Raw genomic sequence first — 15394 nt, forward strand, 5'->3', positions numbered from 1 at the left:
AATATTTTTCACGTCGATGATTAGGTAAACGCGTTTGATTCAGGATGCGCTGCCAAGCGAGACTGCGTGCCAAACGAATTCATCCCTGATTCTACCCGTTAACGCTTAGAGACCCTACTCATGACGACGACGCAGGTACACACCCTCGGTTATCCACGCATTGGCGCCCGGCGCGAGTTGAAGAAAGCCGTCGAGGCCTACTGGAAAGGCGAGTTGAGCCGGGCCGAACTCGAGCAGGAAGGCGCGCGACTGCGCAAGGCGCACTGGCAGGATCAGCGTGATGCGGGACTCGATGTCGTCACCGTGGGCGATTTCGCCTTCTACGATCAGGTGCTCAACGCTTCCGTGCTGGTTGGCGCAGTACCGCCGCGCTTTGGCAAGGTCAACGGCAGGGTTGATGGTAACGTTGATCTCGACACCTACTTCCGCATGGCGCGCGGCCGTGCGCCCAGCGGTGAGCCGGCGGCTGCCTGCGAGATGACCAAGTACTTCGATACCAACTACCACTATCTGGTGCCGGAGTTGTATGAAGGGCAGACGTTCCGCATCGCCAGCCAGCGCCTGTTCGAGGAAGTCGCCGAGGCGAAGTCGCAGGGGCACCCGGTCAAGGTCGCGCTGACCGGTCCGATAACCTGGCTGTGGCTGGCCAAGTCCAAGAGCGAAGGGCTCGACCGGTTATCACTGCTCGATGGACTGGTCGCCACCTACGGCGAGATTCTGGCCAGGCTCGCGGCGCTCGGCGTCGAGTGGGTCCAGCTCGATGAGCCGGCGCTGGTGCAGGATCTGCCGGGCGAGTGGCAGCGTGCGTTCGAGGTCGCCTACAACAAGTTGCAGTCCGCCGGCGTCAAGCTGCTGGTCGCGACCTACTTCGGTGGCCTCGGTGACAACCTGGGCTTGGCCGTGGGTCTGCCGGTGGAAGGGTTGCACGTCGATCTGGTACGCGCGCCGCAACAACTGACCGCGCTGCTCGACCGCCTGCCATCCTACAAGGTGCTCTCTCTTGGTGTCATCGATGGTCGCAACATCTGGCGCGCCGATCTGCGCCAGCTCGCCTCCACGCTCGAGGAGGCCAAGGCGCGTCTCGGCGAGCGCCTGTGGCTGGCGCCGAGCTGCTCGCTGCTGCACGTGCCGGTCGACCTCGACAACGAAACCCGGCTCGACCCGGAACTCAAGCGCTGGCTCGCCTTCGCCCGCCAGAAGCTCGACGAGGTGGTGACATTGGCGCATCGGATCGACGGCCGCGAAACCGATATCGATCGCCAGCGTGTCGCGGACGCCGATCGGGCACTGGCGGCACGCCGCGAATCCCGGCGTATCCACAAGCCGCAGGTTGCCGAGCGCCTGGCCAGGGTCGAGGCTGCCGATACGCGTCGCGCCAGCGCCTATACGATTCGGGCCGCGGCACAGCGTGAGCGATTCAAACTGCCGTTGTTTCCGACGACCACGATCGGCTCCTTCCCGCAGACGCAGGAAATTCGCGCTGCCCGCCGCGACTTCAAGCGGGGCGAGCTTGGCTTGGCGGATTACGAAGCCCGCATGCGCGAAGAGATCGCGCTGGTGGTCGAGCGCCAGGAGCAGCTGGGCCTCGATGTGCTGGTCCATGGTGAAGCCGAACGCAACGACATGGTCGAATATTTCGGCGAGCAGCTCGGCGGTTTCGCCTTTACCCAGAACGGCTGGGTACAGAGCTACGGCTCGCGTTGCGTCAAGCCGCCGCTGATCTTCGGCGACGTCGAGCGTCCCGAGGCGATGACCGTACGCTGGAGCGAGTACGCCCAGTCGCTGACCGACAAGCCGATGAAGGGCATGCTGACCGGCCCGGTGACCATCCTGCAGTGGTCGTTCGTGCGCGACGACCAGCCGCGTGCCACCACCTGCCGCCAGATCGCGCTGGCGCTGCGCGACGAGGTGGCCGACCTGGAGCGGGCCGGCATCGGTATCATCCAGATCGACGAACCGGCGCTGCGCGAGGGACTGCCGCTGCGCCAGGCCGAATGGCAGGCCTATCTCGACTGGGCGGTGGAGTGCTTCCAGTTGAGTGCGGCCGTGGTACGCGACGAGACGCAGATCCACACCCACATGTGCTATGCCGAGTTCAACGACATCATCGGTGCGATTGCAGCGATGGACGCCGATGTCATCACCATCGAGACCTCGCGCTCCGACATGGAACTGCTGGATGCTTTCCAGGACTTCGGTGATTCCAGCAAAATCGGGCCCAACGAGATCGGGCCGGGAGTCTACGACATCCACTCGCCGAACGTCCCCGAGAAGGCGTGGATGGTGAATCTGATGATCAAGGCGGCCGAGAAGATCCCCGCCGAGCGGCTGTGGGTCAATCCGGATTGCGGTCTCAAGACGCGCGGCTGGGCCGAAGTGGAGCCGGCACTGGCGAATATGGTCGAGGCAGCGCGTGAACTGCGTAAGAACCTGTCTACGATCTGCTGCGCGTCGGCCAAACGTCGTTGAGCCGGAGCGCAGCGGAGACAACAGCCGAAGGCTGGCCCGTAGGGTGAGCGAAGCGAGTCAAACACTTTCGGAATGCTCATTTAACCCCATGTAAACTCGTACGCGAGCCCGGTCCTTTCCTCAAGTGTTTTTGCCCCGAATTATCCAAAAATCGAGGCTCTAGCTCGCGAGACCGTAAACGGGTTCTAAGCGCTACGCCTGAAGCCGCTTCCCGGCGCTCCGTGCCGAGGGGGCGGTCCCGCCATCATGTCCGACATGTTAGGCTGGACTGGCGCCGCGAGAGGCTCTCGCGGCGCTTTTTTCGTTTGTTGCACCGCACTCGCTCGGGAACCTGATCCATGTCACACGCGACTTCTGCCGCCGCTCGCCTTTATGCCATCGACCGTCACCGCAAATTCGCCCGTTGGGGAACGGTCGCGATGCTGGCGGCACTGCTCGGCGGTTGTGCCAGTGGCGGAACGGGGCAGGGCGTCGACGCGGCGTCCGCGGTATCGCTGTCGCCGGAGGCACCGAAGTCGCCGTTGCTGCCGAGTCCCTTCTTCGCCGATGGCGGCGAGCGTTTTACCGCCTGGCGCTGTACGCCGTCTCAGGACCTGGTGACGACGACGCCGGACGAAGGCCGCCTGCGCTTGTGGACGGCACTGGGGGGAACCGAGCTTCCCCGCGCCGTTGTCGGCAGCGGTGCCCGTTATGAACTCGGCGATCTCTCTTTCTGGCGGCAGGGACGCGACGCCCGGGTCGAGAGCGACAACGGACGACTGGTCTGCACGCGTGCCAGCGAGCGCAAGACGACGACCCGGGAAGATCACCCGCAAAGCATCTTCTATGCCAGCGGCAACGAGCCGGGCTGGAACGTCTCGCTGGATCGGCGGACCACCACCTTGACGCTGGTTTCCGATTACGGCCAGGCGCGGGACACCTTCGATTACCGGGTCGCCTCGGTCACTAACGGCAGTGACGCTCGGATGGTTCTGGTCAGTGACAGCGGGCGCTTGCCATTGGAGATGGATCTGCGTGCCGGCGCCTGTTTCGACTCCATGAGCGGCCAACCCTGGCCGGTCAAGGTGACGCTGCGTTATGGCGACCAGCAGTGGCAAGGCTGTGGCCAGGGGGTGGAGGCGAGTCAATGATGTCTGAACACGATAATTGAATCGAACGATACATCCCATTTTTCGCGTTTTTCATTTCAATAAACACAATGAATAATGCCTCCACCGATTACCGGTTCGTTCACCGGCACATTCACTGGAGGCAAGTCTCATGGCAAAGCGTATTCTTCTGGTTACCAGCTCCATCTTCGGCGAGGGCGGCCAGTCCCGTGCCCTGGCGGCATCCTTCAAGGCAACGCTCAGCGGTCACGATGTCGAGTTGAGCGAACGCGACGTCGTCGAGCAGCCGCTGCCATACCTGACCGGCGCCGAGACGATGAGCTGGATGACCGATCCCGCCGAACGCAGTGCCGAGCAGCAAGCATTGGCGCGTCACTCCGACGAGCTGCTGGCCGAAATCGAAGCCAACGAGGTCATCGTGCTGGCGGTGCCGCTTTATAACCTGGGAATTCCCAGCCAGCTCAAGTCCTGGTTCGACCGTATCCTGCGTGCCGGCAAGACCTTCAAGTACACCGAAAATGGCCCGGTCGGCCTGCTCGAAGGCAAGTCCGCGCTGATCCTGGCGGCACGTGGCGGCATGTATGCCGGGACCGATTTCGATTCCCAGACACCGCACCTCAAGCATATGCTGGGATTGATCGGTGTTAAGGATGTCGAGGTCATTTACGCCGAGGGCCTCAACACGGGCGACGAACGCAAGCAGCAGTCGCTCGATGAAGCCAGGCAGGCGATTGGTCACTACGCTGCGAAGCTTATCTGACTAGCGGGTTCTCGATACCGGCGGGGGAAACGTCGAGAGCGACCATTCGAGGGGAACGACATATATCGACTGCTGCAAAACGACGATCTCGGCAAACTTATTCTGCGCCTGTGCGTCGGTATCCTGATCCTCCTGCATGGCATCAACAAGCTGATTCATCCGGAGAGTTTCGACTGGCTTGGTCAGCCCCTCGCCGAGTTAGGGCTGCCGTCCTTCATCGCTTATGGGGTCTTGCTCGAGGAGGTCGTCGGTCCGTTGATGGCGGGCAACATGATCGTCGCGGTGATCCTGGTCCACCTGGGCCAGTTCTGGTCATTGAACGATCAGGGCGGCTGGATGCTGGAACTGCAGGGCATGTACTTCTTCGGTGCCGTGGCGATTCTGTTTCTGGGCAGCGGCCGCATGGCGCTCAGGCCGGACTGATCCCGGCAGCGTTCGATGGGTGCTCCAGGCCGCNNGCGGCCTGGAGCACCGGTCGAGAGTACGGACCGATGTCCGACACCGCACGCATTCACCGGCATCGCCGGGTGATCTACCATAGGGGCACCACTCCACTGAATTAGGATGATTCCATGCAATATCTACATACGATGGTGCGTGTCACCGATGTCGATGCCTCGCTGCATTTCTACTGCGACCTGCTCGGCCTGACCGAGGTGCGGCGCATCGAGAACGAGAAAGGCCGCTTCACCTTGATCTTTCTCGCTGCGCCCGATGACGAGGCGAGTTCGCGGGAGAACAAGGCGCCTGAGCTGGAACTGACCTACAACTGGGATCCGGAGGAGTACAGCGGCGGTCGCAACTTCGGCCATCTGGCGTATCGGGTCGATGACATTTACGCCCTGTGCGAGAAGTTGCAGGCCGGCGGCGTGACCATCAATCGTCCGCCACGGGACGGTCATATGGCCTTTGTGCGCTCGCCGGATGGCATCTCCATCGAACTGCTGCAAAAAGGCGAGGCGCTCGAACCTCAAGAGCCGTGGGCGTCGATGGAGAATACCGGCAGCTGGTAAGAACCTGGCCACAATCTGCTGCGCGTCGGCCAAACGTTGTTGAGCCGGAGCGCAGCGGAGACAACAGCCGAAGGCTGGCCCATAGGGCGAGCGAAGCGAGTCAAACGACTTCGGAATACTCATTTACTTCTATGTAAACTCCGTATCCTCAGTCGTTTTCGCCTAGTTTGATCCTAGCTCGCTAGATCGTGAACGGGTTCTAAGCGGCTGGCCGTGTAAGACAGGGGCCGCACCGTTCGGGGCGGCCCCTCAGGCAGAGAGATGTATTGGGAGGAGACGTGTCGCAGGATCCACAGCACAAGTACGGCCATCCCGTCCCCAAGCCTCTCGAAGCCGCGATGCGTCGAGAGGCCGCCGAGCTGGATCGCCTGGATCGCGAGGTCTATGCGCAGTTCGATCGCGATCCGCTGGCACCAATCATCGGCCTGGGTCCCTCGGATGCCAGACTGGCCATCTTCGGTCGCGATCCCGGACGCAAGGAGGTCGAGATCGGTCTACCGTTCGTCGGTGCCGGCGGGCAGAAGGCGCGCGAGGCGCTCTATCGCCATTGGCATGGCGAGCCGTTGCCGGATTTCGAGGCGTCGTTGGCGGTGGGCAAGGCACTCTTCTGGATCAATACCGTGCCCTACAAGCCGCAGGGCAACAAGGCTTGGTCGATGGCGGTCAAGAAGCGCTTCCAGCCGTTGATAGCCGAGCTGCTGACGGATCGCTGGGAAGGGCACCGCGTCATCACCCTGGGGCGCGATGCCTTTTTCTGGTTCGGTATCGGTCAGTCGCGAGCGGTACGCGAGGCACTCGATGCGTTCTGGGCTGACGATTCCCGTTTCGAGGCCGTCCACGACACCGAACTGAGCCTGCCCGATGGCAGAACCAAGCGCTTTTCGCTGGCACCGTTGCCGCACCCGTCGCCGCTCAACCAGCGCTGGTTCAAGCGCTTTCCGGAATTGATGGATCGGCGGCTGGCGACGCTCGGGATCGATTGACGCCGTAGCAAAGCGTCTTCGAGTCGACGTCAATCGGGCTTGGCCGCCATCCGGCCACTGCCCAGGAACAGGATCGCCAGCGCGCCGAACAGGAACATGCCCTGCAACTCCAGCGTCCAGCCACCCTGGGCATTGAGCGTCCATAACTGCGGTAGATGCACCAGGATGATCGCCACGATCATGTTGATCGCCATCAGCAACCCGCCGATACGCGACTGCCAGCCGACGATGGCCATGACGGGCCCAACGAGTTCGCCGACCAGCACTCCATAGGCAACGAACGAGGGCAGGCCCATTCCCGACAACTGATGGGCGATACCGTTGAGGCTCGATGGGTCCATCAGCTTGCTGACGCCATGCAACAGAATCAGTATCCCGACGCAGAGTCGTAGCAGCAGCTTGCCCAAGTCTTCGTTGTGCAGAAATCGCATGAAGTGTCATTCCTTGTATTCGTGATACCAGCAGCGCCCTCGGCGCGCCAAGCCTATCAGAACTTGGCCTCGGGGGGATGCCGTCACTCTTCGCTTACAAGGGGAGGCGCGAATTTGGAATGTTATTTTATGTAAAAACCAGCGATACTTGGCCCGTTGCCGCTCATGAGTGCTTCCGCCGATCCCGCAGTGCGTCGTGCCGGCATTTAATGCGGCGAATGCCTCCACAACGGCGTGTGAGGCTACAACGAGACAATGGGTCAGTACGCAATGTGGAGCCTGTTTCTTTCTATTTGGCGAACTCTCACGCGGCCGCCCGAGGCCTTGGCGGTCGAGCGCCGTCGTAGTTTCGAGATCATGGCGGAGATCTATCTACTGGCGCTGGGTTTGCAGATATTGATAGCGCCGGTGCTCTATTTTTCCGGACACGTCACATTGGGGCACCTGAACTTGCTGTGTCTCGTTGGCTACGGCGTTGCGCTGGTGCTGCACCGTCGGCTCTTCATCGCCGCGGCGCTGATGACCAAGCTCGGCGCGTTCATGCTTTTTGCCACCTACGGCGCCATGCTGACGGATAACGGTAACAATCTGATCTACTATCTGCTGTTTGCCGAAGTCGAGTTGATGCTGGCGGACCTGCGCCGGCGTACCAAAGTCGCGGCCACGGTCGGTATGTTCGGCGTCGCTCTTGCCATTGTTCATCTGCCGGTGCTGCCGCCATTGACGACAACGCCGTCGACGCTTGATCTGCTACTTTCCGATCTGGGGCTGGGCCTGGTCTTCGCGATGATCTGCGCAGTGATTCTGCGGATGCTCGCGATCACCGATCGTCATGAACACCGCTATCGACGCGACGCCACGCATGACTCGCTCACCCTGGTGCTCAACCGCCGCGCGATCTTCGAGCGCGCCTCGTTTCATTGGAAGGCGGGCCGCGCCTTCTCGATCGTGCTGGTGGACGCCGATCGCTTCAAGGAGATCAACGACAATTTCGGCCACACCGCTGGCGATGCGGTGCTGCATCATCTGGCGGGACTGCTGCGCGCTTCGCTGCGCAATGACGACAGCATCGGCCGGGTCGGAGGAGAGGAGTTCCTGATCCTGTTGCCGGGCGCAGGCCACAACGATGCGCTGAAGGCCGCCATGCGCATTCGCGACCGCTTGGCGCGTATGCCTTGCCAGTTCGATGGCAAGGCGCTATCGGTCACGCTGTCGATGGGCATTGCCCGCTCATGCGAGGGGCTCCATCTGCGGGATGTCATCGAACTCGCCGATCGGCGATTGTATGCGGCCAAATCGGCCGGGCGTGATCAGGTCGTGGCCGAGGGACATGCGGAAAGTGCGACTTCCCGCAACGCCCACCGCTTGGCGCAGGGCATTGAAAATGCGCTGCAGCCCGATGACGCCACGGCCACCGTCAGCGAGGATGAAGGAGACGGGAGAGCCAGCACTGGATGAACCCTGAGACCCCGCTGGCCAGCGGGGTACACAATACCCAGGGAAGGACGATCAGCGCGATGCTGAGCGCGCCCATGTAAACGTCGCTGAACCAGTGCGCGCCGACCATGATGCGCGGTGCGCTCAGCAGGACCACGAAGGCGATGCTCCAGGCAGCCAGGCGGCGGTCGGCGAAGCGCAGCATGAAACCGGCAAAGATCATCAGCATCAATCCATGATCGCCGGGAAAACTGTTGGCGGCGGCGTCCTTGGTGGGAATCGACACGATATCCGTCAGCCTTGCCGCGTGTTCGAAGAAGCGGGTCGGGCTCGGATGCCCATAGCTGATCGCCTTGTTGGTGATGACCGCGACGACCCCGGCGGTCAGCAGCATGGTCACGCCAATGGCGCACCAGCGGCGTACACGATCGGGGCGCGGGTCCCGACGCATCGCCATCGCGAACAGCACTCCCATCACAGCGAACGAGGCGGCGTCGAAAAAGCGTGTGTTGAGCAGCGCCAGCACGTCGTCCCAGAAACCGTTCTCCGGCGTGATCAACTGATTGAAAGCCCAGAAGATGCGATCGTCGAGATCGGTCCACAAAACGCCGTGTGGCCAGGCCCAGCTCAGCAGGAGTAAGACCCCGGTCAGATTGAAGGCGACAATGCGCTTGATGTTCATGGTGGAGTTCCCGCTCGGTAACGACTTTGCGCCAGTCGTCGTCAGTCTCGTTCACTCCATTTTGGTTTAAGCAAAACATAAGGAACAGTGTTTTTTTAACTGTGCCTGGCTCGCCATCAGCAGGACGTTCATCCAGGCCGCTGCAATCGGACTTCAACGTAAAAGCCCCCGCCAAAGGCGAGGGCCAGCGTTGGCGCTGCGCCAAATGGTGTCAGGCAAGGCGCGGGGTACAAAGCATGGTGGCTCCTAGTCGAGCGCGGCGATCTTGTTGCGCTGCTCGACCAGCAGCTGACGCGTGGACAGGAACTCCTTGAGCTTGCCGCGCTCCTTCTCGACCACGGCTTCCGGGGCCTTGGCGACGAAGCTCTCGTTGGCGAGTTTCTTCTCGATGCCGGTGATCAGCTTGTCCTGCTTGTCTATCTCCTTGGCCAGGCGCGTCAGTTCGGCTTCCTTGTCGATCAGATCGGCCATCGGCACCAGCACTTCCATCTCGCCGACCAGTTGCGTCGCCGACAGCGGCGCCTGCTCGGGATCGTCCAGCCAGCTGGCGCTTGCCAGCTTGGCCAGCTTGGAAAGGAACAGGCGATTGGCTTCCAGGCGTTCGCGGTCGGCCGCTTCGCCCTTGGTCAGCAGTACGTCGAGCGGTTTGCCGGGGGCGATATTCATCTCGGCGCGGATATTGCGCACCGCCACGATCACGCCCTTGAGCCACTCGATATCGCGGATCGCCTGCTCGTCGATGCGCGACTCGTCCGCTTCCGGCCAGGGCTGGGTCATCAGGCTTTCGCCGCCGGTCGCGGATGCACCGGCAGTAGAGCCGGTTGTGGAGAGAATCCCGGCCAGCGGTGCCACGCGCTGCCAGATTTCTTCGGTGATGAACGGCATCATCGGGTGGGCGAGGCGCAGAATGGCCTCGAGTACACGGACCAGCGTACGGCGTGTGCCGCGCTTTCTTTTTTCCAGCTCGGCCGCTCCCGACATCCTGTCTCCCGCGGCACTAGTACCTCCCTGTACGTCATCCTCCCACAGCACCGGCTTCGAGAGTTCCAGATACCAGTCGCAATACTCGTTCCAGACGAAATCGTAGAGTGCCTGGGAGGCGTGATCGAAACGGTACTCCTCGAACGCCCTGGTGACCTGCGCTTCGGTCTGCTGCAGACGCGAAATGATCCAGCGGTCGGCCAGCGACAGTTCGATGTTTTCGGCGTTGAGGCCGACATCCTCGCCTTCGGCGTTCATCAACACGTAGCGCGAGGCGTTCCACAGCTTGTTGCAGAAATTGCGGTAGCCGTCGAGCCGGCCCATGTCGAACTTGACGTCACGGCCGGTGGTGGCCAGCGACAGGAAGGTGTAACGCAGGGCGTCGGTGCCGTGGGCCTCGATGCCGTCGGGGAACTCGGCTCTGGTCGCTTTCTCGATCGCACGCGCCTTCTGCGGCTGCATCATGTTACCCGTGCGTTTCTGCACCAGGCTTTCGAGATCGATGCCGTCGATCAGATCGATCGGATCGAGCACGTTGCCTTTCGACTTCGACATCTTCTGGCCCTGGCCGTCGCGCACCAGGCCGTGGACGTAGACGGTCCTGAACGGGACTTCGCCGGTGAACTTCAGGGTCAGCATGATCATCCGCGCGACCCAGAAGAAAATGATGTCGAAGCCGGTCACCAGCACGCTGGAGGGGTGGAAGGTTTCGAGTTCCGGCGTCATTGAAGGCCAGCCCAGCGTGCCGAAGGTCCACAGCCCGGAGCTGAACCAGGTATCCAGCACGTCGTCGTCCTGGGTCAGGGCGATCCCGGCGTCGATGCCGTACTTTTCGCGGGCTTCGGCTTCGGTGCGCGCGACATAGACGTTGCCGTCGGCGTCGTACCACGCCGGAATGCGGTGACCCCACCACAACTGGCGCGAGATACACCAGTCCTGCAGGTCGCGCATCCAGGCGAAGTACATGTTCTCGTAGTTCTTGGGCACGAACTCGATATCGCCGTTTTCCACTGCGGCGATGGCCGGTTTCGCGAGCTGCTCGACGGCGACGAACCACTGGTCGGTCAGCAGCGGCTCGATCACGTCGCCGGAGCGATCGCCATAGGGCAGGGTATTGGTGATTGTCTCGATCTTCTCGAGCAGGCCGGCGGCTTCCATGTCGGCGACGATGCGCTCGCGGGCGACGTAGCGGTCGAGCCCGGCGTAGGCGGCGGGCAGACGGGTATCGACGTCGGCCAGCGGACGGCCCTGCAGGTCGAATGCCTCGGCGCGTTCGAGCACGCTGGCATCCTTGGAGAACACGTTGATCAATGCATGATCGTGGCGCTTGCCGACTTCGTAGTCGTTGAAGTCGTGAGCCGGGGTGATCTTGACGCAGCCGGAGCCCTTCTCCATATCGGCGTGCTCGTCGGCAATCACCGGGATCCGCCGGCCAACCAGCGGCAGTTCGACGAACTTGCCGATCAGCGAGGCGTAGCGCGGGTCCTCCGGATTGACCGCCACCCCGGTATCGCCAAGCAGGGTTTCCGGGCGGGTGGTCGCGACCACCAGATAATCCTTGCCGTCGGCTGTCCTGGCGCCGTCGGCCAGCGGGTAGCGGAAGTGCCAGAACTGGCCCTGCTGTTCGCGATTCTCCACCTCGAGATCGCTGATCGCAGTGTGCAGGGTCGGGTCCCAGTTGACCAGGCGCTTGCCACGATAGATCAGGCCCTCGTCATGGAGCCGCACGAAGACTTCCTGCACCGCCCTGTAGAAGCCATCGTCCATGGTGAAGCGCTCGCGGCTCCAGTCGACGCTGGCGCCCATGCGGCGCAACTGGCGGGTGATATGGCCGCCGGACTCTTCCTTCCACTCCCAGATCTTGTCGGTGAACGCGTCACGACCCAGGTCGTGACGGGTCTGTCCGGTTTCTGCCGCCAGCTTGCGTTCCACCAGCATCTGGGTGGCGATCCCGGCGTGGTCGGTACCGACCTGCCACAGGGTGTTGTTGCCGCGCATGCGTTTCCAGCGGATCAGGGTGTCCATGATCGTGTCCTGGAAGGCGTGGCCCATGTGCAGGCTGCCGGTCACGTTGGGCGGCGGGATCATGATCGAGAACGGTTCGCCCTGGCCGCTCGGGGCGAAGCGGTTGTCGGCTTCCCAGCGTTGATACCAGCGGGTTTCGATCTGATCGGGTTGGTACGTCTTGTCCATGGCGGCTATCGGGCTCGGCGATCGGTAACGACGATGCGTGCAGCCAAGGCCGCAGCGCATCACGAAAATGGCGGGGATTATACCCTTTGGGGACATGCCACGTCATGGCAGGGGAGGGGCGCTCAGGTATCAAGGTCAAGATGCTAGAGTTTGTGGGCTTCGACCTTGTAACCCCTGTCCCGGTAAGTCTGCCAGCAGGCACGCTTGGTACGCAGCACGTCCTGATGCTGGTTGATGATCTCGGCGACCCGCTCCAGACGCGAGAACCACTCGGGGATCTCGTCGTGCAGGTTGAGCATTGCCTGGACGCCGGGCTCCGGCACGCTCTCCCAGCCGATGGTCACCGGCGGTACCGGCTCCATGGCGTCTCCCGCCACCATGTGCGGAACGTAGCTGTCCTCGCGGAAGGCCCACAACAACTCATCCAACTCGCGAGCCATCCGCTCGTCCTGTGCATGAATATGCAACCGATAACCCTTGCGGTAGATCGTTTCCGCCAGACGGCAGGCAAAGGTTAGCCGCGCTTCCAGCGTGGTGTCGGGCAGGATGTAGAAATCGACTTGGGTCATGGGGGCGCGTTATTGATTCCGTTGGTAAATAGCAGTAATACAGCCTGCGCCCACCAACACACTGCCGCCGATGCGATTGGCGACTCGCTGAACACGGGGCTGCCGAATTCTCTCGCGAGCCGATGAGGCGAGTAATCCATAGAACGCGGCATTCAGCGTGGCCAGGATGATGAACGTGGCCTCCATAATCGCTACCTGTGGCATCAACGCGTGATGGGGGGTCAGGAATTGGGGAACGAATGCCACGAAGAAAATGAGACTCTTGGGATTAAAGGTGGTGACGGTATAGGCGTGCCAGAACAAGGCCGATACGGTTTTATCGTCGTTGGAATCAGGGACTTTTTCGCCATCATCCAGAGCAACAGGCGCTCGCCACGCCTTGATTCCCAGATAGATCAGGTAAGCAGCCCCGATCCATTTCAGCACGCTGAATAGCATCGCCGAGGTGGCCAACAGGGCACCCAAGCCCGCCATGGAAGCCGTCATTGCGGTGAGATCGCCGAGGGCCACGCCGCCGACAGTTGCGCCGGCGGCCCTGCGGCCATGGCTCAGTGCGTGGGAGACCACCAGCAATATCGTTGGTCCGGGAATCGCCAACATGATGGCCGAGGCTAAGACGAAGGCGAGCCAAGTGTCGAGGGGCATGCTGGTGTCTCCTATCGAGGACCGATGTCCCTCAAGCCATCCATGATGCAACGTAGGCTGTCAAACCGAATTGGCCCCACCTTTCCTAAACGCCGCCGTCGATATCGATCAATGCCCCCGTGGTAAAGCCGGCCTCGGCCAGCCACAAAATGCCGTTGGCGATCTCGTCCGGCTCGCCGATACGGCCCATCGGGATCACGCTGCCTGCCACCTCGGGTTTGTCCGGATTGCCGCCGCTGGCATGGATGGTGGTGCGGATCACGCCGGGACGCACGGTATTGACGCGGATGCCTTCGCCGGCGACTTCCTTGGAGAGCCCCTCGGTCATGACGTCGATCGCGCCCTTGGAAGCGGCATAATCGATGTACTCGCCGGCGCCGCCCAGGTGCGAGGCCGCCGAGCCGACGTTGACGATCGCTCCGCCCTTGCCGCCGTGCTTGGTCGACATGCGCTTGATCGCTTCGCGGGCGCAGATGAAGGGACCGACGACGTTGATCTTCATCATGCGGTCGACGCGCGCGAAGCTCATCTCGTCGACGCGGCTGATCTGGTCGACCACGCCGGCGTTGTTGACCAGTACATCGACCGGCCCCAGTTCGCGGTCGACGGTCTCGAACATGGCGACGATGGCCGCTTCGTCGACGACATCCGCCTGGATGGCGATGGCGCGGCCACCGTCGGCTTCTATCTCGGCCACAACCGCTTCGGCGGAAGCCTTGTCGCTGCGGTAGTTCACGGCGACGGCGTAACCCTTGCGGGCCGCCATCTTGGCGGTGGCGGCGCCAATGCCACGGCCGGCGCCGGTAATGATCATGACTGGCTTCATCACGGGATCCTTTTGTGAATGGGCTGGGTGCATCAATGGATGCTGATGGGCTAAGTGCAAGACGACCGCCGTTGGGCGGTCGTATGACGATCGAGTATCTTTCTTCGCGAGTAAAGCCGACGTTCAGCTTAGGCCAGGTCAGTGCAGCGGTCAGGCCAGGCGCATCAGCCAGCCGCGAGTATCCTCGCTGCGGCCGTACTGGATATCGAGCAGACGCTTGCGCAGCTTGGCGCTGATCGCTTCGTCCGCGATTTCCGGCGTGACGATGCGGTCGTTTTCGGTGACCAATTGTCCAATCTGGGTGATGACGGCGGCGGTACCGCAGGCGAACACCTCGCTGATCTCGCCGCTGGCCACGCCCTCGCGCCACTCGTCGATGCTGATCGGTCGCTCCTCCGGGGTCAGGCCCTCGTCGCGCGCCAGTTCCAGGATCGAGTCGCGGGTGACGCCCTCGAGGATGGTGCCGGTCAGCGCCGGCGTGACCAGGCGGCCATCGCGGTAGACGAAGAATAGGTTCATGCCGCCGAGCTCTTCGATCCACTTGTTCTCCGCCGCGTCGAGGAACGCGACCTGATCGCAGCCGTGGCTTTCGGCCTCGGCCTGGGCCAGCAATGATGCCGCATAGTTGCCACCACACTTGGCGGCGCCGGTGCCGCCCGGTGCGGCGCGATTGTAATGCTGGGAGAGCCAGATCGAGACCGGCTTGCCGCCGCCCTTGAAGTAGGAGGCGGCCGGCGAGGCGATCAGATAGTAATCGACCTCGGCCGCCGGCTTGACGCCCAGCGACTTGCCGTTGCCGATCATGAACGGGCGTAGGTACAGGCTGCACTCTTCGGTATCGTTCTTCGGCGTCGGCACCCAGGCGGCGTCCTGCGCCACCAGAGTCTTGAGCGAGCCTAGGAAGGTTTCGTCATCGAGCTCCGGCAGCGCCAGGCGACGAGCGGAGGCGCGGAAGCGTGCCGCGTTCTTCTCGGGGCGGAAGGTCCAGACCGAACCGTCGGCATGGCGATACGCCTTGATGCCCTCGAAGATCTCCTGACCATAGTGCAGCACCGGAGAGGCCGGGTCGATCAGCAGCGGCCCGTAGGGACGGATCTCGCCGCGCTGCCAGCCGCCCGACTTGGTCCAGCGTACGTGTACCATGTGGTCGGTGAAGTAGCGGCCGAAGCCCGGGTTGGCAAGAATCTCGTTGCGCAGAGCAGCATCGAGTGGATTGGATGAAAGGTGGGCTTCGAAACCTGAAGTGGACACTGCGACTTCTCCTGACAGTCCATGATGCCTGACGACGCGAGCGGG

Annotated in this window: 15 protein-coding genes and 1 pseudogene; 8 read left to right on the forward strand and 8 right to left on the reverse strand. The window is 62.3% G+C overall.

What is annotated here, in order from left to right; all coding sequences use genetic code 11:
• The first annotated feature begins 120 nt into the window (after positions 1-120).
• The 3 genes from metE to DOM57_RS14795 all read left to right on the forward strand — a co-directional run bounded on the left by metE (position 121) and on the right by DOM57_RS14795 (position 4338).
• Complete coding sequence (metE, locus tag DOM57_RS14785) at positions 121-2469, forward strand: 5-methyltetrahydropteroyltriglutamate--homocysteine S-methyltransferase (RefSeq protein WP_110649963.1); 2349 nt, start codon at positions 121-123, stop codon at positions 2467-2469.
• Between the two features lie 338 nt (positions 2470-2807).
• Positions 2808-3599 (forward strand): MliC family protein, encoded by a 792-nt coding sequence (locus tag DOM57_RS14790; protein WP_239496252.1) that lies wholly within the window; start codon positions 2808-2810, stop codon positions 3597-3599.
• Between the two features lie 130 nt (positions 3600-3729).
• Entirely contained in the window at positions 3730-4338 is a 609-nt protein-coding gene (locus DOM57_RS14795; protein ID WP_110649964.1) for an FMN-dependent NADH-azoreductase, read from the forward strand.
• Here DOM57_RS14795 and DOM57_RS22360 read toward each other — a convergent pair whose 3' ends face one another.
• Positions 4339-4497, reverse strand: a complete 159-nt coding sequence (locus DOM57_RS22360; protein ID WP_239496253.1) for a hypothetical protein — start codon at positions 4495-4497, stop codon at positions 4339-4341.
• Here DOM57_RS22360 and DOM57_RS22755 point away from each other — a divergent pair.
• From DOM57_RS22755 to DOM57_RS14810, 4 genes and pseudogenes are all read left to right on the forward strand, one after another.
• A pseudogene (locus DOM57_RS22755) lies at positions 4489-4539 on the forward strand (hypothetical protein); the annotation flags it as partial. The gene DOM57_RS22360 and the pseudogene DOM57_RS22755 sit on opposite strands and share 9 nt — an antisense overlap.
• 57 nt (positions 4540-4596) lie before the next feature.
• Positions 4597-4761, forward strand: coding sequence for a hypothetical protein (locus DOM57_RS22760; protein ID WP_420820235.1), 165 nt, complete (start codon positions 4597-4599; stop codon positions 4759-4761).
• Between the two features lie 149 nt (positions 4762-4910).
• Positions 4911-5351, forward strand: coding sequence for a lactoylglutathione lyase (gene gloA, locus DOM57_RS14805; protein WP_110649966.1), 441 nt, complete (start codon positions 4911-4913; stop codon positions 5349-5351).
• A 278-nt stretch (positions 5352-5629) separates the two neighbouring features.
• The gene (locus DOM57_RS14810) at positions 5630-6334 is read left to right on the forward strand and encodes a uracil-DNA glycosylase family protein (RefSeq protein ID WP_239496254.1); all 705 of its coding nucleotides are present in this window, start codon (positions 5630-5632) and stop codon (positions 6332-6334) included.
• Between the two features lie 29 nt (positions 6335-6363).
• Here DOM57_RS14810 and DOM57_RS14815 read toward each other — a convergent pair whose 3' ends face one another.
• Positions 6364-6765: a DoxX family protein gene (locus DOM57_RS14815; RefSeq protein WP_110649967.1), complete on the reverse strand. Its 402-nt coding sequence runs from the start codon at positions 6763-6765 to the stop codon at positions 6364-6366.
• Positions 6766-7122: 357 nt separating this feature from the next.
• Here DOM57_RS14815 and DOM57_RS14820 point away from each other — a divergent pair, with 357 nt between their 5' ends.
• A complete protein-coding gene (locus DOM57_RS14820) occupies positions 7123-8223 on the forward strand; it encodes a GGDEF domain-containing protein (RefSeq protein WP_162619557.1) in 1101 nt (366 codons plus the stop codon).
• On the opposite strand, the gene DOM57_RS14825 is transcribed toward DOM57_RS14820, so the two are convergent.
• From DOM57_RS14825 to DOM57_RS14850, 6 genes are all read right to left on the reverse strand, one after another.
• Complete coding sequence (locus tag DOM57_RS14825) at positions 8183-8884, reverse strand: phosphatase PAP2 family protein (protein WP_110649969.1); 702 nt, start codon at positions 8882-8884, stop codon at positions 8183-8185. The genes DOM57_RS14820 and DOM57_RS14825 overlap by 41 nt on opposite strands.
• 246 nt (positions 8885-9130) lie before the next feature.
• The gene (locus tag DOM57_RS14830; RefSeq protein ID WP_110649970.1) at positions 9131-12058 is read right to left on the reverse strand and encodes a valine--tRNA ligase; all 2928 of its coding nucleotides are present in this window, start codon (positions 12056-12058) and stop codon (positions 9131-9133) included.
• A 143-nt stretch (positions 12059-12201) separates the two neighbouring features.
• Positions 12202-12627: a DNA polymerase III subunit chi gene (locus DOM57_RS14835; RefSeq protein WP_110649971.1), complete on the reverse strand. Its 426-nt coding sequence runs from the start codon at positions 12625-12627 to the stop codon at positions 12202-12204.
• 9 nt (positions 12628-12636) lie between these two features.
• Positions 12637-13272, reverse strand: a complete 636-nt coding sequence (locus tag DOM57_RS14840) for a LysE family translocator (RefSeq protein WP_110649972.1) — start codon at positions 13270-13272, stop codon at positions 12637-12639.
• A gap of 85 nt (positions 13273-13357) precedes the next feature.
• The gene (locus DOM57_RS14845) at positions 13358-14098 is read right to left on the reverse strand and encodes an SDR family oxidoreductase (RefSeq protein ID WP_110649973.1); all 741 of its coding nucleotides are present in this window, start codon (positions 14096-14098) and stop codon (positions 13358-13360) included.
• A gap of 150 nt (positions 14099-14248) precedes the next feature.
• Entirely contained in the window at positions 14249-15349 is a 1101-nt protein-coding gene (locus tag DOM57_RS14850; protein WP_110649974.1) for a branched-chain amino acid aminotransferase, read from the reverse strand.
• Positions 15350-15394 lie beyond the last annotated feature (45 nt).

It is taken from the genome of Salinicola peritrichatus (assembly GCF_003206715.1).
Taxonomy (GTDB): Bacteria; Pseudomonadota; Gammaproteobacteria; order Pseudomonadales; family Halomonadaceae; genus Salinicola; species Salinicola peritrichatus.